19 protein-coding genes and 1 pseudogene are annotated in these 22,730 nt (G+C 69.4%); 10 read left to right on the top strand and 10 right to left on the bottom strand.

The window, feature by feature from the left end:
* Positions 1-64: 64 nt before the first annotated feature.
* On the bottom strand, positions 65-766 hold the full coding sequence (locus tag ACWD3C_RS05645) for a helix-turn-helix domain-containing protein (protein ID WP_451140385.1): 702 nt from the start codon (positions 764-766) through the stop codon (positions 65-67).
* A 303-nt stretch (positions 767-1,069) separates the two neighbouring features.
* On the opposite strand from ACWD3C_RS05645, the gene ACWD3C_RS05640 reads away from it, so the two are divergent.
* Together ACWD3C_RS05640 and ACWD3C_RS05635 are read left to right on the top strand one after the other, a co-directional pair.
* Positions 1,070-1,963 carry an MHYT domain-containing protein gene (locus ACWD3C_RS05640; RefSeq protein WP_451140383.1) on the top strand — a complete coding sequence of 298 codons (894 nt, stop codon included), beginning with the start codon at positions 1,070-1,072 and terminating at the stop codon, positions 1,961-1,963.
* A gap of 81 nt (positions 1,964-2,044) precedes the next feature.
* A complete protein-coding gene (locus tag ACWD3C_RS05635) occupies positions 2,045-2,581 on the top strand; it encodes an NUDIX hydrolase family protein (protein ID WP_451140381.1) in 537 nt (178 codons plus the stop codon).
* 212 nt (positions 2,582-2,793) lie between these two features.
* Here the strand turns inward: ACWD3C_RS05635 and ACWD3C_RS05630 are convergent, their stop codons facing one another.
* Positions 2,794-3,519: an SMI1/KNR4 family protein gene (locus ACWD3C_RS05630; RefSeq protein WP_451140379.1), complete on the bottom strand. Its 726-nt coding sequence runs from the start codon at positions 3,517-3,519 to the stop codon at positions 2,794-2,796.
* A gap of 132 nt (positions 3,520-3,651) precedes the next feature.
* On the opposite strand from ACWD3C_RS05630, the gene ACWD3C_RS05625 reads away from it, so the two are divergent.
* Positions 3,652-4,089 carry a Fur family transcriptional regulator gene (locus ACWD3C_RS05625; RefSeq protein WP_451140377.1) on the top strand — a complete coding sequence of 146 codons (438 nt, stop codon included), beginning with the start codon at positions 3,652-3,654 and terminating at the stop codon, positions 4,087-4,089.
* Positions 4,090-4,148: 59 nt separating this feature from the next.
* Positions 4,149-6,371 (top strand): catalase/peroxidase HPI, encoded by a 2,223-nt coding sequence (gene katG, locus ACWD3C_RS05620; RefSeq protein WP_451140375.1) that lies wholly within the window; start codon positions 4,149-4,151, stop codon positions 6,369-6,371.
* Positions 6,372-6,435: 64 nt separating this feature from the next.
* Here the strand turns inward: katG and ACWD3C_RS05615 are convergent, their stop codons facing one another.
* The 5 genes from ACWD3C_RS05615 to ACWD3C_RS05595 form a co-directional block, all read right to left on the bottom strand.
* On the bottom strand, positions 6,436-6,693 hold the full coding sequence (locus tag ACWD3C_RS05615) for a hypothetical protein (RefSeq protein WP_451140373.1): 258 nt from the start codon (positions 6,691-6,693) through the stop codon (positions 6,436-6,438).
* A gap of 467 nt (positions 6,694-7,160) precedes the next feature.
* Positions 7,161-8,027 (bottom strand): sugar phosphate isomerase/epimerase family protein, encoded by an 867-nt coding sequence (locus ACWD3C_RS05610; protein WP_451140371.1) that lies wholly within the window; start codon positions 8,025-8,027, stop codon positions 7,161-7,163.
* Positions 8,024-9,043 carry a Gfo/Idh/MocA family protein gene (locus tag ACWD3C_RS05605; RefSeq protein WP_451140369.1) on the bottom strand — a complete coding sequence of 340 codons (1,020 nt, stop codon included), beginning with the start codon at positions 9,041-9,043 and terminating at the stop codon, positions 8,024-8,026. The genes ACWD3C_RS05610 and ACWD3C_RS05605 overlap by 4 nt, the downstream gene beginning before the upstream one ends.
* Positions 9,044-9,111: 68 nt before the next feature.
* Positions 9,112-10,539, bottom strand: coding sequence for a sugar porter family MFS transporter (locus ACWD3C_RS05600; protein ID WP_451140367.1), 1,428 nt, complete (start codon positions 10,537-10,539; stop codon positions 9,112-9,114).
* Positions 10,540-10,548: 9 nt separating this feature from the next.
* Positions 10,549-11,499, bottom strand: a complete 951-nt coding sequence (locus ACWD3C_RS05595; protein ID WP_451140365.1) for a TIM barrel protein — start codon at positions 11,497-11,499, stop codon at positions 10,549-10,551.
* 278 nt (positions 11,500-11,777) lie between these two features.
* Here ACWD3C_RS05595 and ACWD3C_RS05590 point away from each other — a divergent pair, with 278 nt between their 5' ends.
* The 4 genes from ACWD3C_RS05590 to ACWD3C_RS05575 all read left to right on the top strand — a co-directional run bounded on the left by ACWD3C_RS05590 (position 11,778) and on the right by ACWD3C_RS05575 (position 16,364).
* Positions 11,778-12,773, top strand: a complete 996-nt coding sequence (locus tag ACWD3C_RS05590; RefSeq protein ID WP_451140363.1) for a LacI family DNA-binding transcriptional regulator — start codon at positions 11,778-11,780, stop codon at positions 12,771-12,773.
* A gap of 490 nt (positions 12,774-13,263) precedes the next feature.
* Positions 13,264-14,313 (top strand): sugar ABC transporter substrate-binding protein, encoded by a 1,050-nt coding sequence (locus ACWD3C_RS05585; RefSeq protein ID WP_451140361.1) that lies wholly within the window; start codon positions 13,264-13,266, stop codon positions 14,311-14,313.
* Between the two features lie 84 nt (positions 14,314-14,397).
* Positions 14,398-15,513, top strand: a complete 1,116-nt coding sequence (locus ACWD3C_RS05580; protein WP_451140359.1) for an ABC transporter permease — start codon at positions 14,398-14,400, stop codon at positions 15,511-15,513.
* A 47-nt stretch (positions 15,514-15,560) separates the two neighbouring features.
* Positions 15,561-16,364: an ATP-binding cassette domain-containing protein gene (locus ACWD3C_RS05575; RefSeq protein WP_451140357.1), complete on the top strand. Its 804-nt coding sequence runs from the start codon at positions 15,561-15,563 to the stop codon at positions 16,362-16,364.
* Between the two features lie 79 nt (positions 16,365-16,443).
* Here ACWD3C_RS05575 and ACWD3C_RS05570 read toward each other — a convergent pair whose 3' ends face one another.
* Positions 16,444-18,297 carry a caspase family protein gene (locus tag ACWD3C_RS05570; RefSeq protein WP_451140355.1) on the bottom strand — a complete coding sequence of 618 codons (1,854 nt, stop codon included), beginning with the start codon at positions 18,295-18,297 and terminating at the stop codon, positions 16,444-16,446.
* Positions 18,290-18,868 carry an effector-associated constant component EACC1 gene (locus ACWD3C_RS05565; protein ID WP_451140353.1) on the bottom strand — a complete coding sequence of 193 codons (579 nt, stop codon included), beginning with the start codon at positions 18,866-18,868 and terminating at the stop codon, positions 18,290-18,292. The genes ACWD3C_RS05570 and ACWD3C_RS05565 overlap by 8 nt, the downstream gene beginning before the upstream one ends.
* A 267-nt stretch (positions 18,869-19,135) precedes the next feature.
* On the opposite strand from ACWD3C_RS05565, the gene ACWD3C_RS05560 reads away from it, so the two are divergent.
* Positions 19,136-20,827, top strand: a complete 1,692-nt coding sequence (locus ACWD3C_RS05560) for a BCCT family transporter (RefSeq protein ID WP_451140351.1) — start codon at positions 19,136-19,138, stop codon at positions 20,825-20,827.
* Between the two features lie 575 nt (positions 20,828-21,402).
* On the opposite strand, the pseudogene ACWD3C_RS05555 reads toward ACWD3C_RS05560, so the two are convergent.
* Positions 21,403-21,595 (bottom strand): annotated as a pseudogene (locus tag ACWD3C_RS05555) (pyridoxamine 5'-phosphate oxidase family protein); the annotation flags it as partial.
* 118 nt (positions 21,596-21,713) lie between these two features.
* Between ACWD3C_RS05555 and ACWD3C_RS05550 the strand changes: the two are divergent.
* Complete coding sequence (locus tag ACWD3C_RS05550) at positions 21,714-22,709, top strand: cytochrome P450 (protein WP_451140426.1); 996 nt, start codon at positions 21,714-21,716, stop codon at positions 22,707-22,709.
* Positions 22,710-22,730 lie beyond the last annotated feature (21 nt).

Raw genomic sequence — 22,730 nt, 5'->3', positions numbered from 1 at the left:
ACCCCCATCCATCCGGAGTGAACGACCGCCCGGCGCATGTGTCAAGTACTACTGAACATGAAAGCTACTGAACACTGCTGAACACGAACCAGACACCGACGGCCGGCTCGTCTCCGTCGTTGCGGTAGCGGTGCGGGGTCGCCGACTCGAAGCAGACCGCGTCGCCGGGGCGGATCGTGAACTCGTCGAAGCCGAGGGTGAGAACGAGCTCGCCGGAGGTGAGGTAGCCGTACTCGGTGCCCGCGTGCCGCATCAGGCCGCCGGAGCTGGAGGAGGAGCCGCCGGGCCGGTAGGTCACCAGCAGGAAGTCCACGTCCGTGCCCGGGACATGGCCGAGACGCTCCCATACGACACCCGAATCGAGCTCCAGCCGCTCCCGCTCCCCGGCTCCGACCAGCGGCCCGATCCGGCGGCCGGGGTCGGCGGCGAAGGCGGCCAGGGCGTGCAGGACGGTTCCCTGCCCGGCGAGGGCCGCCGCTGCGGGAGCCGCGGGGACGGCCTCCTGGGCGTCCTGCGCCTCCTGCGCGCCCTGTGTGTCCTGCGGCGCGCCCTGCGCGTCGAAGAGCGCCTCGACGGAGATCGAGAGCGCCGTCGTGATCGCGTACAGCGTGCTGACCGACGGCTGGCTCTTGCCGGTCTCGATCTGCGACACGAGGCTCGCCGACACCCCGATCTCCCGGGCGAGAGCCCGCAGGCTCATGCCACGCTCCATGCGGGCCTGCCGGATGCGCGCGCCGACGGGCGGCACGGCGGCCGCTGGGGACACGGCTGCTCCTCTCGAACGGGCGGTGTGTGCAGCATCGTTGAACAGGACGGGGCCCGCAAGGCCGCCCGTGCCGCAGGCAGCGCACCGTCGAGCCGTATGTGACAAATCATCAGCAAGTCTTTACATCAGCGGAATACAAGACTCCGCCTTGTTTTCGACCCTCCCTGTCCAAAACCCGTCCCCCGTCGCAAGAATTTAACCGAACACCAGCGGTACCGGCTTGCTTTGCATAGCCTTTACGCGAGACGTTCCCCCCACGTCCCACAGTTCACAATCAGCCAAATATCCGGGGGGATCTGGCATATGCAAGGCACAGTTGACGGATTTACATACGGCGCCGTGACTCCGGTCGCCGCCTACGTCATGGCATGTCTGGGAAGCGCCCTGGGGCTGCGCTGCATCGTGCGCTCCCTCTACTACAACGAGCAGTCCTGGAAGCCCGGTTGGCTGGCGCTCGGGGCGGCGTCGATCGGCTGCGGCATCTGGACGATGCACTTCATCGCGATGATCGGCTTCCAGGTCGAGGAAGCCGTCCTCGACTACGACGTGGGTCTGACCGTGCTGAGCCTCGCCGTGGCGATCGCCGTGGTCGGCATCGGCGTCTTCACGGTGGGGTACCGCGGCGCCACCACCGCCGCGCTGTCCACCGCCGGCATCATCACCGGCCTCGGCGTCGCGGCGATGCACTACCTCGGCATGGCCGCGATCCAGCTCAACGGGGAGATCCGGTACAACGCGGTCACGGTCGCCCTGTCCGTGGTGATCGCCATCGTCGCCGCCACCGCCGCGCTGTGGGCGGTCGTCTCGATCCGGGGCTTCCTGACGAGCCTGGGCGCCAGCCTGGTCATGGGCATCGCGGTGAGCGGCATGCACTACACGGGCATGGCCGCCGTCAGCGTGCATCTGCACGGGGCGACCCGCGGATCGTGGACCTCGGACTCGCCTCCCTCGCTGCTGCTCCCCATGCTCATCGGCCCGGCCATCTTCCTGCTGCTGGCCGGAGTGGTGGTGATGTTCGACCCACTCCTGGTCATGGGCGACGTGCAGCGGACCCGCCCCGTCCGGGGCCAACGCGCCGACACCCGCCCCGCCGGGAACCCCGCCCCACCCGCCGACTCCCCCTTCGATCCCCCGGCCCACGCACGGCGTCCTCAGGACCAGTACGAGCCCACCCCGCGCGGCGGCCACAAATGGTGAGCGGGCTCCGCACCGAGGCGGGACATGACCGACCTGAAGTGGCGCAGGCGAAACCAGCGACGTTGAAAGTATGATCAACCAATGTCTGACATGACCGATACCACGCCCGGCTGGCTGAGTCCCGACGACCTCGAACTGGCGCGCGCACGGATGCCGATCCTGTACGTCGAGGCCGTGCCGGTGCGTGTCGACGACAGTGGCGAAGTCACCAGCGTCGGACTGCTGCTGCGCATCGGGCCGGACGGGACGGTCAGCCGCACCCTCGTCTCCGGCCGGGTGCTGCACCACGAGCGGGTCCGCGACGCCCTCCTGCGCCACCTGGAGAAGGACCTCGGCCCGGTGGCACTGCCCCGGGTCCCGTCCTCCTTGCAGCCCTTCACCGTCGCGGAGTACTTCCCGACACAGGGGATCACGCCGTACCACGACCCCCGTCAGCACGCGGTGGCCCTCGCCTACATCGTCCCGGTCACCGGCGACTGCCGACCCCGGCAGGACGCCCTCGACCTGGTCTGGTTCAGCCCTCAGGAGGCCGCGTCACCCCTGGTCCAGAACGAGATGCCGGGTGGGCAGGGGGTCCTCCTCAAGCAGGCTCTGGCCCATGTGGGCTGCCTGCCCTGAGTGACGGCCGTCCAACGGCTCAACAACACGGTCCACGGCATCCGGGCGCGAGCCGGCCCGCGGCGAACCGTGCGCGGCCCGGGCGTGAGCCGGGCGTGAGCCGGGGCGCGGCGAGATCCCCGGTGGCGCCGCCACGCCCGTCCCGGTGCGGGGCGGCGCCGCGATCACCCGGACTCCCGGTCACCTGGAGTCGCGGTCACCTCGACTCGCGGTCACCGTCCCCCGGGAACGGCCCGATACTGATGCCCGCTCGTACCGCCCGGCCAGCGCGTCGCGACGCGACTGGTCGACGAGCGCGTCCATCTCGCGCGTCGTGGCGTTGACGAACTCCGTCTCCGACCCCGACCCCGGCCCGGACTCCGCCGCCCGGCCCGCGCGCAGGCTGTGGAACTGGCGATGCATCGCGTCCATGAACTCCCGGAAGGACGCGTACGTTTCGGAATGTACTCGGCGGCCAAGCTCGCGTACACGTGCACGGCCCACTCGCCGGCGTCGTCCACGTCCTCGGGGTCCATCAGGACGTACATGGCGTCGGACTCCACGTCCGGCTGAAGCGCGCGGTTCCACATACCGGCGAGCGAGATCTCCTCCTCCGTGGAGTCCTCGTCCAGCTCGTCCTGGTACCACTGGCTCATACCGGCCGCGTCCTCGTGCCAGCGGGCCCCTTCCGTCCCGGCCAGCAGATAGACGAAGCCTCCCGCGTGCCGCCATCCGTCGGTGACCTCCAGGAACGTCCGGTACGACGGTGGCAGCCGCCGGCCGAGCCGCTCCTCCAACGCCGCTATCCGGTCGGGGGACGCCGGGGCGAAGCCGAGCCGGCGAGCGCGCCGGGACTCCTCGTCGGCCGGGCGCGGCACCCCGTCCGCGTCGCACGCCTCCGCACATTCCTCGCTCCATCGCCGCAGGAAGGACCGCCAGTCGAAGATCGTGTCCGTCATGCAGGCGATCGTCCCACCCGCCACTGACAACGGCCCCGCCCCGGCCGAGTTCGGACGTCGTCCGGCACGGCACCAAACTTGAACTCTTTCTTTTCTTGAACCATTCGTGTTTATGGGGGTAGGTTGTGCGCCATGACCGCAGCCCAGACTCCGACCACCGCCGAGGAGCTGCGCGGTGCCGGCCTGAGGGTGACGGCCGCCCGTGTCGCGCTGCTCGAGACCGTCCGGGACGGTGATCACCTCGGCGTCGAGGCGATCGCCTCCGGGGTGCGCGATCGAGTGGGCCACATCTCTCTGCAAGCCGTGTATGAGGCCCTCCACGCGCTCACGGCGGCGGGACTCATACGCCGTATCGAGCCACCCGGCAGCCCGGCCCGGTTCGAGGGGCGCGTCGGCGACAACCACCACCATCTCGTGTGCCGGTCGTGCGGCGTCGTCGCCGACGTCGACTGCGCGGTCGGCCACGCCCCCTGCCTGGCCGCGTCCGACGACCGTGGCTTCTCGGTCGACGAGGCCGAGGTCATCTACTGGGGCCTGTGCCCCGGCTGTTCCATCCCCCGCAGTGCCTGAGCCTGTGATCCACGCAGTGCCCGAGCACGTGATCCACCAAAATCCGGAGAAGAATTCCCATGGCTGAGAACCCTGATGCAATCGTCACCGACGCGAAAACAGAGGGCACGGGTGGCTGCCCAGTCGCGCACGGGCGTGCCGCACACCCGACTCAGGGTGGCGGAAACCGCCAGTGGTGGCCGGAGCGGCTCAACCTGAAGATCCTGGCGAAGAACCCCGCCGTGGCCAACCCGCTCGGCGAGGAGTTCGACTACGCCGAGGCGTTCAAGAGCCTCGACCTCGCGGCCGTGAAGCGGGACATCGCGGAGGTGCTGACGACCTCGCAGGACTGGTGGCCCGCCGACTTCGGCAACTACGGCCCGCTCATGATCCGCATGGCGTGGCACAGCGCGGGCACCTACCGAATCAGCGACGGCCGCGGTGGCGCCGGTGCCGGCCAGCAGCGCTTCGCCCCCCTCAACAGCTGGCCGGACAACGGCAACCTGGACAAGGCCCGCCGTCTGCTGTGGCCGGTCAAGAAGAAGTACGGCCAGAACATCTCCTGGGCCGACCTCATGATCCTCACCGGCAATGTCGCCCTGGAGCAGATGGGCTTCGAGACCTTCGGCTTCGCCGGCGGCCGTGAGGACGTCTGGGAGCCCGAGGAGGACGTCTACTGGGGTCCCGAGACCACCTGGCTCGACGACCAGCGTTACAGCGGCGACCGCGAGCTGGAGAACCCGCTCGGCGCCGTCCAGATGGGCCTGATCTACGTCAACCCGGAGGGCCCGAACGGCAACCCGGACCCGATCGCCGCGGCCCGCGACATCCGTGAGACGTTCCGCCGGATGGCGATGAACGACGAGGAGACGGTCGCCCTGATCGCGGGCGGTCACACCTTCGGCAAGACCCACGGCGCCGGCCCGGCGGACCACGTCGGCGACGACCCCGAGGCCGCCTCCATGGAGGAGCAGGGCCTGGGCTGGAGGAACAGCTTCGGCACCGGCAAGGGCGCGGACGCCATCACGTCCGGCCTGGAGGTCACCTGGACCACCACGCCCACCCAGTGGAGCAACGGCTTCTTCGAAAACCTCTTCGGCTACGAGTGGGAGCTGACCGAGAGCCCGGCCGGCGCCAAGCAGTGGAAGCCGAAGGACGGCGCGGGCGAGGGCACGGTGCCGCACGCCCACGACTCCTCAGAGAAGATCGCGCCGAACATGCTCACCACCGACCTGGCGCTGCGCTTCGACCCGATCTACGAGCCGATCGCCCGCCGCTTCTGGCAGAACCCCGACGAGTTCGCGGACGCCTTCGCCCGGGCCTGGTACAAGCTGACCCACCGCGACATGGGCCCGAAGGTGCTCCACCTCGGCCCGGAGGTCCCGGAGGAGACCCTGCTGTGGCAGGACCCGCTGCCGGAGGCCGAGGGCGAGGTCATCGACTCCGCCGACATCGCGGCCCTGAAGGCCAAGCTCCTCGACTCGGGCCTGTCCGTCTCGCAGCTGGTGTCCACCGCGTGGGCGTCGGCCTCGACCTACCGCGGCAGCGACAAGCGCGGCGGCGCCAACGGTGCGCGCATCCGCCTGGAGCCGCAGCGCGGGTGGGAGGCCAACGACCCCGACCGGCTCGCGACGGTCCTGCGCACCCTTGAGGGCATCCAGCAGGAGTTCAACTCCGGCGCCAAGAAGGTGTCCCTGGCCGACCTGATCGTGCTCGGCGGCTGCGCGGGCGTGGAGAAGGCCGCCAAGGACGCCGGCCACGACATCGAGGTGCCCTTCACCCCGGGCCGTGTCGACGCGACCGAGGAGCACACCGACGCGGAGTCCTTCGCCGCGCTGGAGCCGGGCGCCGACGGCTTCCGCAACTATCAGGGCAAGGGCAACCGGCTGCCCGCCGAGTACCTGCTGCTCGACCGGGCGAACCTGCTGACCCTGAGCGCCCCCGAGATGACGGTACTCGTCGGTGGCCTGCGTGTCCTGGGCGCGAACCAGGGGCAGTCGCAGGTCGGCGTCCTCACCACGGCCCCCGGCACTCTGACCAACGACTTCTTCGTCAACCTGCTCGACCTGGGTACGACGTGGAAGGGGACGTCGGAGGACCAGACCACCTTCGAGGGCCGCGACGCCGCCACGGGCGAGGTCAAGTGGACCGGCACCCGTGCCGACCTCGTCTTCGGCTCGAACTCCGAGCTGCGCGCGCTCGCGGAGGTCTACGCGAGCGATGACGCGAAGGAGAAGTTCGTGAACGAATTCGTCGCGGCGTGGGACAAGGTCATGAACCTCGACCGGTTCGACCTCGTCTGATCTCCGACCATGACGTCCAGGCAGGCCGACACGGGCCGGCCTGGACGTCACTGGTTCGGACGGCTCAGGGCACCGACCCCACGGGCGCGCGTGGTGTGCGCGGGCCGTCCGGGCCGTAGCCGAAAGCGAACTGCTCGCCGACGAGGGCTTCACCGTCACCGCCCGTACGACGGCGCCCATGGCGTTGCTCGAACCGCGCCGAATCGTCGCCGACGAGGGGCTGCTGCGTGCCCTGGGCATCGCGGGCCGGGCCCTGCGGGATCCGGAGACCCGGCGCCGTGTGCTGGACATGCGCCGGGTCTTCCGCCGTCACCGCGCCCATCTGGGAGCGATCAGCGTCTCTGGAACTCTTGAGGATCCTGGGTCATCGCGTGGTCCCGAGGGGGGAAGCGATGACGAGCCCGGACGAGTCCGGGCCGATCCTTGGGCAGAGCCCGTATGCGGCGTCACTGGCTGTGACGCATTGCCGACATCTGAACTGCCCCTGACCCTTCCGGGTCGGGCGCACCCTGGGATGGCCGCCCCGCCGGACGCTGGACCGGTCACCTCGGCGAAGCCGTGGCGCCGGTGGCGGGGACCGCGCGCATTTCGAGCACGCGGCAGGTATGCCAGGTAGGACGACAGGCAGTCCACATGATTACGCCCCTACCTGCCTTCAGCCCCCATGAGCTTCCTGAAGCCAATCTCCGCGCTGCTGACCACCCCACCGCCCCGGAGCCCACCACCCCGTCGGCCGGTGCGCCGGCGCCCTCATGAGCACGACCCGATGTCGTCGGGCGTCTCACACCCTCACGCGGCGAGTTCCTTACGGATGCGGTCGAGCATGAATGCCGAGGAGTCGTGGGCCCGTTCCTCCCAGGCGAAGACACAGGCCGTGGCGACGCCGTCGAACTCCAGCTCGCGCAGGGTGCCGAAGAAAGCGTTCCAGTCGACCTCGCCCTGGCCGACGTCGAGGTGCTGGTGGATGCGGGCGGGGGTGCCGGGCGGGTTGAGGATGTAGCGCAGGCCGGAGGAGCCCTTGTGGTTGAAGGAGTCCGCGATGTGCACGTGCTGGAGCTTGTCGCCCGCGTAGCGCATCATCGCCGCGATGTCCGCTGAAGGGTCGGCGCCCGAGAGGTGGAAGGAGTGCGGGGCGCAGTAGAGGTAGTTCACCCAGGGCTTGTTGATCGCCCGTACGAGATCGACGGCCGGGGTGTTCTCCTCGCAGAAGTCGTCCGGGTGCGCCTCCAGGTTGAGCGCGATGCCCTCCCGCTCGAACAGCGGCAGCAGCTCCTCCAGCGAGCGCCAGAACGCCGCCTCGCTCTCGGCGGCGCGCTCGGGGCGGCCGTTGAACTCGGAGTTCATCAGCGGGCATTCGAGGTCCGCGGTGATCTCGATCATCCGCTTCCAGTAGCGGACGGCGGCCTGCCGCTCGGTCTCGTCGGGTGAGGACCACTTGTACAGCGGCAGGACGGAAGACAGCTGTACGCCGTGCGTGCGCAGGGAGTTCCTCAGCTGCGCGATGCGCTCGTCGTCCGCCCGCGGATGCAGGAAGAACGGCATGAAGTCGTCTCGCGGCGACAACTCGATGTATTCATAGCCGAGTTCGGCGACCGTGCGCACCATGTCGTCGATGGGCAGTGCGCGGAACATGTACGGGTCGAGGGCGATCTTCATTCGGTGCCTCCGTAGAGGGTCGGGCGGGGCTTCATGTCGACGGTGACGAGCCGGCCGTCGGACTCCAGGGAGTGCACGGCGGCGTCGGTGATGACGGTGGCGGCGTAGCCGTCCCAGGCGGACGGGCCGGTGGGTTCGGTGCCGGTCTCGACGGAGGCGATCCACTCGCGGAACTCGGTGTCGAAGGCGTCCACGAACCGGCCCTTCCAGTCCTGGAGTACGGCGGTGCCGTGCCGCCCGGCGGTACGGACACCGACGGCCGCGGGGTCGGGCAGCCGGACCAGGCCGTCCTCGCCCACGGTCTCGCACTGGATGTCGTAGCCGTACTGGCAGTTGACGAAGACCTCCAGGTCGATACGGACCCCGCTCGCCGTGTCGAAGTACATGATCTGCGGGTCCTTCAGGTGCGCGAACCGCTTGCCCGTGGCCCGCGGGGTGATCACCTGGGCGGAGACGATCTCGTCGTCGAGCAGCCAGCGCAGTACGTCGATCTCGTGCACGGCCGTGTCCTGCGCGGCCATCTGGGAGGTGTACGCCTCCGGCACGGTCGGGTTGCGGTGCGCGCAGTGCACGATCAGCGGCGTGCCGATGCCACCGGAGGCCAGGACCTCTTTCATCTGACGGTACCCCGCGTCGTAACGCCGCATGAAGCCGACCTGGACGAGCCGCTTCCCGTGCGCGCGCTCGGCCTCGACGATCCTCAGACAGTCCTCGGGCGTCGTGGCCAGGGGCTTCTCGCAGAACACCGGCTTGCCCGCGGCGATCGCGTTCAGGACGTGCTCGGCGTGGGTGGGGCCCCAGGAGGTGACGAGTACGGCGTCGACGTCGTCCGCCGCGATCAGCGCGGAGCCGTCCGGCACCACCCGGGCGCCGACGCGGGCGGCGGCCTCCCCGGCACGCGCCGCGTCGATGTCGGTGACCACGGTGACGTCGGCGCCGGTGACGACGTCGGTGAGGCGGCGTATGTGGTCCTGGCCGATCCAGCCGGTGCCGATGACGCCTACGCGCACAGTCATGGCAGTTCCTTTCCTACGGCTCTTCGGACCCTGGAGGGCCCAAGACGGGGGCAGTTCAAGGGGGGAGTTCAGGAGAAGCGGGTGCGGAGTTCCGCTTCGAGGGTTTCGAGCGTGCGGCCCTTGGTCTCGGGGACGTACAGCTTCACGAAGGTGATCGCGAAGACACCCAGCACCGCGAAGATGAAGAAGGTGTTGGACACGCCGACGCCGTCGACCAGCGAGGGGAAGACGAGCCCGATCACGAAGTTGGTCAGCCACAGCACGACGGCGGCGATGCCCATCCCGAAGGCACGCATCCGCATGGGGAAGATCTCCGAGAGCATCAGCCAGGTGACCGGCGAGATCGCGCCCTGCTGGAAGGCGAGGAAGGTGACGGTCATGGCGAGCACGGCATAGGCGCGTCCGTCGCCTGCCGGCAGCACCAGCGAGAAGACACCGATCAGTACCAGGGCACTGGTGGTACCGAGCTGGCCGGTCATCAGCATCGGGCGGCGGGGAACCCGGCCGAGCAGCCAGATGCCGACGAAGGTGGCGAGCACGGAGATCACGCCGTTCGCGATGTTCGCCGTCAGCGCGCTGTCCGAGGCGAAACCGGCGTCGGTGAGGATCTGCGTGCCGTAGTACATGATCGTGTTGACGCCGGTGACCTGCTGCACGATGGCGATCCCGAAGCCCACGAACATCAGCTTGCGCAGCCACGGCGTGGCCTTGATGTCCTTCCAGCCGCCCATCTTCTGCTGCTCGTCCTTGACGGCGAGCGCGGAGACCTCGCTCAGCTCGGCCTCGGCCCGCTGCTGGGACCTGACCTGCTTCAGCACCTCGAACGCCTCGTTGAAGCGGCCCTGGGCGGCCAGCCAGCGGGGGCTCTCCGGCATCACCAGCACGCCGAACCAGAGCGCCACGGCGGGCAGGGTCGCGATGACCAGCATCCAGCGCCAGATGCCGCCGGACTCGTCGCCCACGTTGGCGATGATCGCGTTGAAGGTGAAGGCACACAGCTGACCGGTGACGATCATGAGCTCATTGCGGGTGACGAGCGCACCGCGCCGCTCGGCGGGTGAGATCTCCGCGAGGTACACGGGCACTGTCACCGACGCGCCACCGACGGCGAGGCCGAGCACGAACCGCGCCACGACCATGACCTCGGTGGACGGGGCGAGGGTGGCTCCGAGCGCGCCGACGAAGAACAGCACGGCGAGCAGCAGGATGTTGCGTCGTCGGCCGCGCGCGTCCGAGAGCCGTCCGCCGACGACCGCGCCGAGCGCGGCACCCAGCAGGAGGGAGCTGGTGACCAGGCCCTCCGTGAAAGGAGTGAGCCCGAGGTCGTCCTTCATGTACGGCAGGGCGCCGTTGATGACACCCGTGTCGTAGCCGAAGAGAAGTCCGCCGAAGGTGGCGACGAGCGTGATCATCCGCAGGCGCCGGGACACCGGTCGCGGTGTGTCCTTGCTCCGCGCGGGCGGCTGCGGGATCGTGTCTTCCCTGGCGTCCGTCATGACCGTCTCCTACTGGTCGTTCGACGGGCGTCGGGTTCCGGTCAGGCCGCAGCCGGCCAGGTGCTCGCGCGTCCGCACGGCGATCGGGAGCGGCACCTCGGGGGCGCACGGATACAGGTCCTGCTCGACGATGACGAACAACTCGGCGTCCAGCCTGGACAGTTCGGCGACGACGCTTGCGGGGTCGGGGACCCCGGCCGGTGGTGTCACGCACACGCCGCGCTTGACGGCCTCGCCGAAGCCCAGGTTCTCGGCCGCGACCTGTGCGAGCACCGTCGGGTCCATCTGCTTGATGTGGACGTAGCCGACGCGCTCGCCGAAGCGGCGGATCAGGTCGATGTTGTCACCGCCTCCGTACGCGACGTGCCCGGTGTCCAGGCAGAGGTTCGTGTAGCGGGAGTCCGACTCGTTCAGCAGCCGCTCGATCTCCGGCTGGGTCTGGATGTGGCTGTCGGCGTGCGGATGGACGACCAGCCGTACGTCGTACTCGTCGAGGAGCAGCCTGCCGAGCCGGTCGGCGGCGCGGCCGAAGCCCGCCCACTGCTCGGCGGTCAGCTCGGGCGGCTCGGTGAAGTCGCCGGTCTTCTCGTCCCGGTACATGGGCGGGATGAGGACGAGGTGGTGGGCGCCGGTGGCGGCGGTCAGTGTGGCCACCTGCCGGACGTGGGCGAGCATGTCGTCCCAGGCCTCGGGGCGGTGCAGTGCGCCGAACGCGGTGCCGCCGGAGACCTTCAGACCGCGTACGGCCAGCTCCTCGGCGAGGACGGCCGGGTCGGTGGGGAGGTAGCCGTACGGCCCGAGCTCCAGCCACTCGTAGCCGGCTTCGGCCAGCTCGTCGAGGAAGCGGGTGTGGGGAACCTGGTGCTCGTCCTCGGGGAACCAGACACCCCAGGAGTCGGGGGCGGAGCCGAGGCACAGGTTGCCGGCGACGGTACGGAGGGGGGATGGCGCCGTTGCCATGGTCAGTCCTTCGGGGTGGGGGCGGAGCGCCTTCTGATGGGTGAGGGGCCCGGCGATGACGGATGAGGCGGGGGGTGCGGCCGGGAAGCCGCTGCCGCGCTCTACTAGCGCGCTCTAGTCCGAGTACGATGACCCCTGTCCAAATGTCATGTCAATAGGTTGTTGCCTTGAGATTTCGCGAGTGTTCTCCACGAGGCGTGGGAAGCTTGCGGCAGGCAGGCGGAGTACACGGGAGAGCGGGTTCACAGGTGGACGGCACGGGCAAACAGCGCCCCACGATGGCGGACGTCGCTGTCAGGGCGGGCGTTTCGCGGGCGCTCGTCTCCATCGTCTTCCGCAACCAGCCGGGGGCGAGCCAGGAGACACGCGACCGGGTGCTCCGCGTCGCCGACGACATCGGCTACCGCCCGGACAGCGCGGCCCGCCTCCTCGCCCGCGGCCGCAGCCGCACGCTCGGCGTGACGCTCACCGTCCACCAGCCCTTCCAGGCGGACCTCGTCGAGGGCATCTACCCCGAGGCGGAGCGCCTCGGCTACGACGTCCTGATCTCCGCCAACGCTCCGGGCCGCGACGAGGCCAAGTCGATCGAGTCCCTGCTCAGCCACCGCTGCGAGGCGCTGATCCTGCTCGGCCCGGGCTCGGGGGCCTCCGAGCTGGACGAGCTGGGCCACCGCACGGTCGCCGTGTCGGTCGGACGCCGGGTGCCGGGCGCGCGCGTCGACAGCGTCCACACGGCCGAGGGCAAGGGCGTACGGCAGGCCATGGACCACCTCGTCGAACTGGGCCACGAGCGGATCGTGCACGTCGACGGCGGCCGGCAGTCCGGCTCGGTGGAGCGTCGCCGTGCCTACCGCGCCGCGATGCGCCGGCACGGCCTGGCCGACGAGATCCGGGTGATCCCCGGCGCCCACGACGAGGACGCCGGTATCGAGGCGGGCCGCCTGCTGCTGTCCGAACGCGACCGCGGGACGCCCCTGCCCACGGCCGTCCTCGCGGGCAACGACCGGTGCGCCATGGGCCTGTTGATGACCTTCACGCGAGCGGGCGTCGACGTGCCCGGCGAGGTGTCGGTGGTCGGGTACGACGACAGCCACCTCTCCCACGTCATGCCGGTCGGCCTGACGACAGTCCGCCAGGACGCGATCCTGATGGCCGAGCACGCGGTCCGCTTCGCCGTGGAGCGGCTGGAGAACAGGAAGCTGGAGCCCCGCGAGGCGGTGCTCGACCCGAAGCTGGTGGTACGGGGCACCAGCGCGGCACCACGGCAGAGCTGACCGACGCGGACGACTCCCTCGGGACAGCCCCCGACAAGGCTCGGGAGGGCGGCCGGAACGGAGAGTAGAGCGCTCTAGGGAGCCTGGTCAATAACAGTTCTAGAGCGCACTAGGTCTCAGTTTGATAATCGATCTAGAGCGCTCTAGGTCGACCTCGCAAAGGGTGCGCGGTGCAGCCAATCTGGCGATGCCAGCCACCCTCACCTGCGAGAACACCCTTCTCACCGAACGAATGGGCGCCATCCCATTGAGCGCAGAGGGAACCCCTGACGCACATATTCGGACCGCCGGGTCCCGTACATCGAAAATGATGTCAGGACATTCTATTGACACCTCACGCCATCTGGGCGTTACATCTGCGCCACGAGGTCGGCGCGACCGCCGGCCCGAGGCCCAGGCCCCATCCATCCCACACCGCTTGAGGACTCCCTCGGTTGATTCCGCACGCCCTGATGCGGATCCGCGGTGCCCTCGAAGGAGAGGTAAGACCGTGCCGCACTCCACGCCCTCACCCCGCAGACCCCGCCGGGTCACCGGCTGGCGCGCCCTCGCTGTCGTCCCCGCCCTGGCCCTGCTCGCGGTCGGCTGCTCCAGCGCCGCCGACGACTCGGGCTCCGGGTCCTCCGGGGGAACCTCGCTGAAGTCCGGGCTCGGCAGCCGGGCCGATGACCGGAAGGTGACGTTCCTGCTCGCCCAGGACCCCGGCGACCCGTTCTGGACGACCATCGCGCAGGGCGCCAAGGACGCGGCGCAACTGCTCGACCTGGACCTGAACATGCAGACCAGCTCGGGCGACACGAGCAAGTACAACGACCTGATCGGCAGCGCCGTCGCCGACAAGCCGGACGCGCTGGCCGTCGTGCTCGACGACCCCAACAAGTACACCGAGAACGTCTGCGCCGCCCAGCAGGCCGGCATCCCCGTGATGACCTACAACATCACCCAGGAGGGCGAGGTCGGCGACTGTGTCCTCGGCTTCGTCGGCCAGGACTTCGAGGAGGTCGGCTACCTGCTCGGCAAGCGCCTCCTGGCGGACAACCCCGATATCGGCAAAGGCGACACCGTCCTCACGCCGGTCGAGTTCCCGGACCAGGTCTACGCGGTGCAGCGCCACGCCGGTGTGAAGCGCGCCCTGGACGAGGTGGGCGCCAAGACCGAGATCCTCGGCACCGGCATCGAGGACTCCGCCGCGCTGGACAAGGTCACGCAGTACCTGCTCGGCCACAAGGACACCGCCGCCATCGTCCCGCTCGGCGGAACGCCGCACCGCAACCTCCCCAAGGCCATGGAGGACTCCGGCGTGCAGGTCCCCGTCGTCGGCTTCGACCTGGCCCCGCAGATCGTCAACGGCATCAAGTCCGGCGCCATCACCGCCGCCGCCGACCAGCAGGGCTATGTGCAGGGCTTCCAGACGGTCATGCAGCTCGGTCTTCTCCTGGACTTCGGGCTGAGCCCGGCCAGCATCAACTCCGGTGGCAGTGGCCTGGTCGACAAGTCCAACGTCGGCGTCGCCGAGGAACTCGCGGGCAAGGTCCGCTGACGCTCCGTCAACCGGCCACGAACACGGGGCGGTCCGTGAACGGACCGCCCCCCGACCGCCACCGAAACGAAGGGCAGCACAACCATGAGCGAGCGGAGCGGTCAGGTGACCGCCGACAGTACGGCGGCGGGACCCGCCCTAGTCGCCGCGGAGGACGAGGCGGCGACCGGTGAAGTCCCCACCCGGAAGCGGACCCTGGCGGACTCCGCCCCCACCACCGCCAAGGGCAGGCTGAACGACCGGCTGCGCCGGCTGCGCGGGCGCGGTGCGCTGGAGATCGGCATCATCTTCGTCCTGATACAGATCGCCTGCGTCGTCTACTACCTGGTGGACCCGACGGGCTTCCCCTACCTGGAGAAGGCGAACTTCAACGTCCTCAGCCAGAGCATCCCGGTCCTGGCGATCCTCGCCATCGGCGCCGGAATCCTCATCATCGCGGGCGAGTTCGACCTGTCCCTCGGAGCGAACTTCACCTTCTGCGCGCTGGTGTTCACCCGGTGGTACGCCGACGGCTCGAACCCGTGGATCGCCACCGGCATGGCCCTGCTCGCCGGCATCGGCATCGCCCTGGTGAACGGCATCCTCACCACCAAGGCCAAGATCCCCTCGTTCATCGTGACCCTCGGCATGATGCTGTTCTGGGAGGGCGCCGCGCTCTTCTACAACGGCACCACGGCCACCCTGATGGCGCCCAGCGAGACCCTGAAGCAGGTCTTCACCGCCGACCTCGGCTTCTTCCGCGGCCAGGTGCTCTGGCTGCTCGGCATCGGCGTCGTCTTCTGGCTCCTGATCCACCGTCACCGGCTCGGCAACCACATCTTCGCCGTCGGCGGCAACCCCGCCGCAGCCCGCGCCATCTCCATCAACCCGGCCCGGGTGAAGATCATCGCGTTCGGCATCCTCGGCCTGTGCGTGGCGCTGGCCGCCATCCTCACCGCCGTACGCACCGGCTCCGTCCAGCCCGGCAGCGGCCGCGGCCTGGAGCTGCGGGCCATCGCGGCGGCCGTCGTCGGCGGCGTCGCCCTGTCCGGCGGCCGGGGCAGCGTCCTCGGCATGGTCCTCGGCGCGGCCCTCATCCTCACCGTGCAGGACATCCTGCTGCTCGGTGGCGCCCCGGGCTTCTACCTGGACCTCTTCGTCGGCCTGATCATCGTCGCCGCGGCCGTCTTCAACCGCGTGATCGAAGGGAAGGCGGAGTGAGCCCCGAAGCGCCTTCCACCGAGCCCGCCGGAAACGGAGCAACCACCATGTCCCCCACCGCCGCCGAGGAACGTACCGGCGAAGTCCTGCTCGAACTGTCCGGAATCACCAAGCGGTACGGCCCCAACACCGTCCTGGACGACGTCAGCTTCAAGATCCATTCGGGCGAGGTCGTCGGCCTCCTCGGCGACAACGGCGCCGGCAAGTCCACCCTGGTCAAGACGATGTCCGGGGTCGTACTCGCCGAGGAGGGCGAGTACCTCTGGCGCGGCGAGAGACTCGGCACGATCAACCGGCACGAGACCGAGAAACGCGGCGTCGAGACGATCTTCCAGGACTCCGCCCTGGTGCCCTCCATGACGATCACCCGCAACATCTTCATGGGCCGCGAGATCACAGGCGCGCTCGGTCTGCTGAAGCTGCGGAAGATGGACGAGATCGCCGCCCGGATCCTCGACAGCGTGGTCACCATCGAGGGCATCAAGAGCCCCAACCAGCTGGTGGGTTCGCTCTCCGGCGGCCAGCAGCAGGCGGTCGCGATCGCCCGCGCCGTGCACTTCAAGCGCAGCCTGCTGATCCTCGACGAACCGACCAGCGCCCTGGCCGTACGCGCGACCGAGGCCCTGCTCAACTACCTGCTCCAGCTCAAGAAGGAGGGTGTCAGCTCGGTCCTCGTCACCCACAACCTGCACCACGCCTTCCAGGTCTGCGACCGGCACATCGTGATGAACCACGGCCGCAAGATCCTCGACGTACGCCGCGAGGACACCAGCGTCGAGGAACTCACCGCCGCCGTGGTCGAGGGCCCCGAGGGACTGCGCCGCTTCCGGGAAGGCAAGCCGCAGGCCTGAGAAGACGGCCACCGGGCCCGGCCACCCGGGACCCCGCGGGCGGCCGGGCCCGGTGTCGTCGCCGGCTGGGCGGTCCGTCTCATGTCCCGGAGACGGACCGCCTGATCTCCCAGGGGGTGGCGTCGCGTGCGGGGCCCTGGGGCCAGATCGTCCCCTGCGCGGTGCGCAGCAGTATCCACTTCCCGGGCCGCGGATCACCGATCACCTCGACGAGCTGCCAGTCCTCGCCCTCCATGACGGACGCGCCGTCCCGGCTGAGTACGTTCTGCAGAACGTACTGGTGGGAGCGGAGGTACGAGTCGAGGAGTGGGACGGACAGCGTCGGCGGCACCCCGTGGGCGTCCCGTTGCTCCTTGGGCCACAGGTAGGCCCAGAGCTCCTCCGAGTCCTCCACCCCGCCCGCCATGGCGTAGAACCTGGCCCGCTTCACCCCGTGCACCATCACCATCGGGGTGACGTTCGCCGACGAGTCGCCCAGCACCCGGCGGATCCGGACCAGTGTCCGCAGCCTTATGCCGACGCTCAGCGAGAGGGCCGCGTAGATGATGACGGCGAGGAAGGCCGCCGCGAGACAGGCGTACGCCAGTGACTGGAACCCCTCCGGGATTTTCTGCTCGTCCATGCGGTCGCCGCTCGTCAGCTCGTACAGGACGATCGCCATGACGAGCGCCGTGGCGCAGGCCGCCAGATGGCCGAGCAGCCGCCGGGGTACGGCGACGAGGCTGTCGTAGGCCGGGTCGTGGGCGTCGGTCCAGCGGTCCTCGCCACGCCTGCGCCAGGGGCGGATCCGCGGCCAGTGGCCCGCCTCCTTGGCCCGGGTGAAGGTGTCCACCTGCTTGCGGTTCCAGGTCAGGACCTGTCGGCTGGGCAGCCCGAAGTACACCGAGCCACCCTCCCGTACCGCCTCGATCTCCCGGGCCTCGGAGTAGGTGATGTCCACGTTCTTGCCTATGGAGGTGGCGTGGGCACCGTGGTAGAGGTGACCGCGGACGGGCTCGCCGACCCCGGCCGCGACCAGGTCGTCGCGTGTGGTGCCGAAGACGGTCTCGCTGTCGGGCAGTCGCGCGTAGAGCACCCCGCGGGTGTCGCTGCACACCGGCAGCGAGGAGCTGTTGCCGCCGCTGTCGACGAACTCCGGGGAGAGGTCGGCCGCCGTGGGGTTGATGTCGCCGCCCGGAGGCCGCTCGGCCTGCCGGTCGCGGGTGCTGTTCCGGCGCCGCGCCATGGGGAGCTGTCCGGCTCCGCCCTCCGCCTTCATGTGCGGCACCGGACCCGGGCCCGAGGCCGCGAGTTCCCGGTGCATGTATGTGTAGAGGTCCTGGAACATCACAAAGCCGTCGCGCCCCGCCGCTCCGCTCTCCAGCCCTCGCACGAGGACCTGGGTGAACGGGCTCGGCTCCCCGTGCCGGACCGCGTCGAGGGAGTGGTCCACGCGGCTGGAACTCGCCAGGACGAACCGCCCCTGCCCGGCGAACTGCTGGGCCACGTCCAGCCCCTTGACGGCGGCGGCGCCGCTGAAGCAGCAGTCCAGCAGCAGGACGATGGCGCGGGCGGGGCAGTCCTCGATCAGCTCGTTGACGAGCTGGTGCTGGAGTGAGTGGGTTTTGAGGAGTTCGAGCGTCGTGTCACGGGCGCAGAGATGGAGGCGACCGGTGCTGTCCAGCCGTCCGTGGCCGCTGTAGTACAGCAGCAGCTGATCGTCGGGCCGGGCGCGTCCGAAGAACCGTACGAGACGGGTCTTGAGATCCTGGTTGTCCTCGTCGAGCGCGGTCTCGACCGAGCCCAGTTCGTGCAGCCCCACCTCCCGGTCCACCAGCACCCGGTGCAGCGCGTCGACATCGGTGCGCGGTCCCTTGAGATCGGGCAGGTGCTCCGGTTCGTCCGGGAAGGTGGAGTTGCCGATCAGCAGGGCGCGGTAGCCGCGCTCAGCCATGGCCGCTTGCGCGCCGGTCGCCCTCGGCCCGCGGTCGGTTGCCGGAGCGTGGGCGGTTGCCGTCGACTTCTGGCCGGTTGCCGGAGCGTGGGCGGTTGCCGTCGACTTCTGGCCGGTCGCCGGAGCGTGGGCGGTTGCCGTCGACTTCTGGCCGGTCGCCGGAGCGTGGGCGGTTGCCGTCGGCACCTGGCCGGTCACCGGGGCGTGGTCTGCCGCCGAGGGCCTGCTCCAGGGCCGTTCGCAGGGTTCCGTTGTCGGCCGAGTCCGCCTCGACGACCACCGTGCGGACCTCTCCGTTCTCCTCCCACTGGACGCTCACCCTGCGGTGGCGGTCCCGGTTCAGCCATGCTCTGGTCACCGTCACCGTGCCGGCCACGACGGCGGGGCTGGTGAGCAGCAGCATCGTGTCCGTCAGCGCGCCCTTGGTGCCGGGCGGGGCCGGGGCGGGCCGCTGGACCAGGGCGCCGGTGCCGTGCCCCAGCTCGCGGAAGAATTCGTCGGTCTGCCGCAGGACACGGTCGTCGAGCGGATCGAATCGGGTGTTCCACGCGGTGATCCGTACTTCGGTCATCCAGCTCCCCCCATTACACACGGACGTTCGGTTTCGGCCAGGTCAACCCACCTCATCATGGCGGGAGTTGCGCAGCAAGGTCACGTACGTTTCTCTCTTCGCCGGTGATACCCTGCGGACCCGCGGATACCCAACGTGGTCGCACGGATACGCGATTGTGATGAATGGTCAAGCGCATACCGGGCATGAGCCTGCCTCCGGGCCGACCTGTAGGGGCCGGCCGTCGACCGCCGGGGAACCGGGACACGGAAAGAACGGATTGGGTGCGTGGCTGCGCAATCAACGGCACGACCGGATGAGCAGCGGACTCCGGGACCATGGGGGACGGGCACGAACAAGTCGTCTGTCGCACCCCGGGTCTTCTGGCCCGCCGCAGTGATCATTTTAATCTTCGTCCTCTACGCGATGATCGGCCAGGACGACGCGGCACGGCAGGTGCAGAGCGTCCAGGACACGCTGGTCTCCAAGCTGAGCTGGTACTACCTGGTGCTGGTGTCGGCCTTCGTCGTCTTCGCCCTGTGGGTGGGCATCGGCCGCTTCGGAGACATCAAGCTGGGCAAGGACGACGAGAAACCCGAGTTCAGCATGGTGGCCTGGTTCGCCATGCTGTTCGCGGCGGGCATGGGCATCGGACTCGTCTACTGGGGCGTGGCCGAGCCTCTGAGCTTCTTCGCCGAACCCAGGCCCGGGGTGGGCGGGAGCGAGGCGGCCCAGTCCGAGGCCGCCATGGTGCAGACCTTCCTGCACTGGGGCATCCACCCCTGGGCCATCTACATCGTGGTCGGCCTCGCGGTGGCGTACTCCGTGCATCGCAAAGGGCGCCCCGTGTCGATCCGCTGGGCGCTGGAACCGGTCTTCGGAGACCGCGTCAAGGGCGTGTGGGGTGACGTCATCGACGTCGTCGCCGTCGTCGGCACCCTCTTCGGAGTGGCCACCTCGCTCGGCCTCGGAGTGATGCAGATCGCCGGCGGGCTGAACTTCCTCGGCTGGGTCGACGATCCCGGCAAGTCGCTGCTGGTCGTCCTGATCGCCTGTATCACCGGGCTGGCGACCATCTCGGTGGTGTCCGGCATCGGCAAGGGCATCAAGTGGCTGTCGAACATCAACATGGGACTCGCGGCCGGCGTCGCGCTGTTCGTGATGATCGCCGGGCCGACGCTGTTCGTCTTCAACGGCCTGGTGCAGGACATCGGGGGCTATCTGCAGAACATCCTGCGGCTGAGCTTCGACACCGGGGCGTCCCAGGGCGAGGAGGGCACCGGCTGGGTCAACAGCTGGACCGTCTTCTACTGGGGCTGGTGGATCTCCTGGGCGCCCTTCGTGGGGATCTTCATCGCGCGCATCTCGCGAGGGCGCACGGTGCGGGAGTTCGTGTGCGGGGTGCTGCTGGTCCCGACCCTGCTCACCATGGTCTGGTTCGCCGTCTTCGGCGGCTCCGCGATCCACGGCCAGACGACCGGAGGGGAGAACTTCGTCGGGGAGGAAGGCGTCAACAGCAACACCGCGCTCTTCCAACTGCTGGAGACGCTGCCCGGCGGGACCTTCGTCGCCGGCGTGGCGATTCTGCTGATCGTGCTGTTCTTCGTGACGTCCTCCGACTCCGGGTCGTACGTGGTGGACATGCTGGCCTCCGGCGGCGACCCCACTCCGCCGACCTGGAGCCGGGTCTTCTGGGCCGTGATGGAGGGGGCGGTGGCCGTCGCCCTGCTGCTGGCCTCGGGCAGCGGTTCGGCCTCGCTGGACACCCTGCGGACCGCCGCGATCATCATCGCGCTGCCGTTCAGCCTGGTAATGATCGCGATGTGCGCCGCCACGCTGAAGTCCTTCCGCCAGGAACGCCGGGCGTATCTGGACACCCAGCGCCGCATACAGCAGGAACTGCTGATCAGAGAAACGGTCTCGGCGATCGAGGCAGAACTGGACAAGGAGCCCGCTCCACCGGGGGACGACCGCAACTGAACCGCTCGCGCAAGGCCCCGGACCGCACCCACCGGTCCGGGGCCTGCGTTCGTCCCGGAGCGGGGCGCATGGTGTGACGGAGGTCAGTGAAGCAGGCATGGAGTCCAACCGGATCAGTCCCTCCTGGAGCCGTCTTGTCCCGCCTCGCCCGCGCCTCGAACTCGCCCTCCACGACCTCGGATTCAACTTGTGCGCGACGGCCGCGTACCGCCCGGCCGAGGCCGGCCGGGCCTGGGCGAAGGGCCCATCGTTCGAGCGAGTCGCCGCGCCATACACACTGAGCGACGTCCGGGGCTCGCGCGCCGGGGGGCGTGGTCGGCGTACCCGTCGGCGTGGTAGCGCTCCAGCGTTGCCTGAGGAACAAAGCCGACCGCCGAACAGCTTGTCCTCGAACCAGCCCATATGCACCGCGCTCCACCGGGTACGAAGGACATCGTCCTGACTGTCGACAGTACGGACGACGCTCCGGGACCGGTCCCGGCGGTCCTGACCGAAGAACTGCGGGCGGTGATCGAATCGCTGTTGCAGGCATGAACGGTGGCTCCGGCACCCGGGGCGCAAGCGGATCGATGACCGCGCCCGTCCCGGGCCAGGTTGCGTCCCTTGGCCCCGGTCTTGTCGGTGTTGAACACCACGTCGCCCCCGTCGAGCAGGGAACCAGACGGGAGTCACGTGCGGGCTGCCGTCGGCACGGACGGTCGACAGCTTGCCGGTACGGGTCCCGTGCGAAACGAAGGTCGGCCACTCCTCAGCGGTCATCTCCTGCATACGTCTGCCTTTCGTCCTGCCACGGCTGTCGTACGGGTAGGCGCGCCGGACCGACTCGGTCCGGTCCGGCACCGCGCCGTCTACTGGCCCCAGAACTCGTCCTCGGCCGCCTGGTCGCCTGGTCGCCGGAGAAGAACAGCCAGACCTCGACGATCTTCCCGTCCTTGACGCGCAGGATGGCAACCCCGACGCACGTATCGACGACCACACGCGCGACCTCATCCGCCGCCTCGTCCACGACCAGCTGCCCACCGGCAAGCTGGACCGCCGCGCGGTGCAGAGCATGGCCTTCATCCTGCTCGTCGCCGGGCACGAGACCACCGGCAACACGATCGCGCTCGGCACACTCGCCCTGATCCAGCACCCCGAGCAGTACCAGGCGCTCGGCGAGGCCCTCTCCCTCGCCCCGCTCGCGGTCGAGGAACTCCTGCGCTACCTCACGATCCTCAGCGAGCCGAACTGGCGGGTCTCGAAAGAGGACACGGTCATCGGGGGTCGCGAGATCAAGGCGGGCGAGACCGTGGTGCCGCTGACCTTCTCCGCCCACCGCGACGAGGAGCACCACGACAACCCGGACACCCTCGACATCCGCCGCGGCGCCCGCGACCACCTGGCCTTCGGCTACGGCATCCACCAGTGCCTCGGCCAGCCGCTCACCCGCGTGGAGCTCCAGGTCGTCTTCAGCACGCCGGCCCGCCGCATACCGACGCTCAGGCCTGCGGTTCCGCTGGAGGAAGTCCCGTTCAGGACCGACGTCGACATCTACGGCGTCCACACCCTGCCCGCCACCTGGTGGCCCCCGCCCTCGGCTCCCTGTACGACGCACCGCCAAGGAGGCAGCAACATGACCACGACCACCCAGGCACCGACGTCCGGTCCGCGCCAGCCGCGCGGCCGCCAGCAGATAGTCGTCGCGGGTCGTCTCCGGGTACTTCCCCGACCGCAGCAAGCGGTCCCAGTCCAGCGGTCCCAGTCCCGCAGGTACCCCGACCAGGTCTGCGACAGACCCGCAGTGATCTTGTTCAGGTCCAAGAGCGGCGTCTTCGTCGGCCTACGAGTAAAGGTGCCGGTGAGCGGCATGCTCAACCTCGAAGCCCGAATGCGATCCACGTGAAAAAGGGCCCTCACAGGCTCT

The organism is Streptomyces sp. NPDC002845, assembly GCF_053591955.1.
This window is presented reverse-complemented; position numbering and strand designations above follow the sequence as displayed.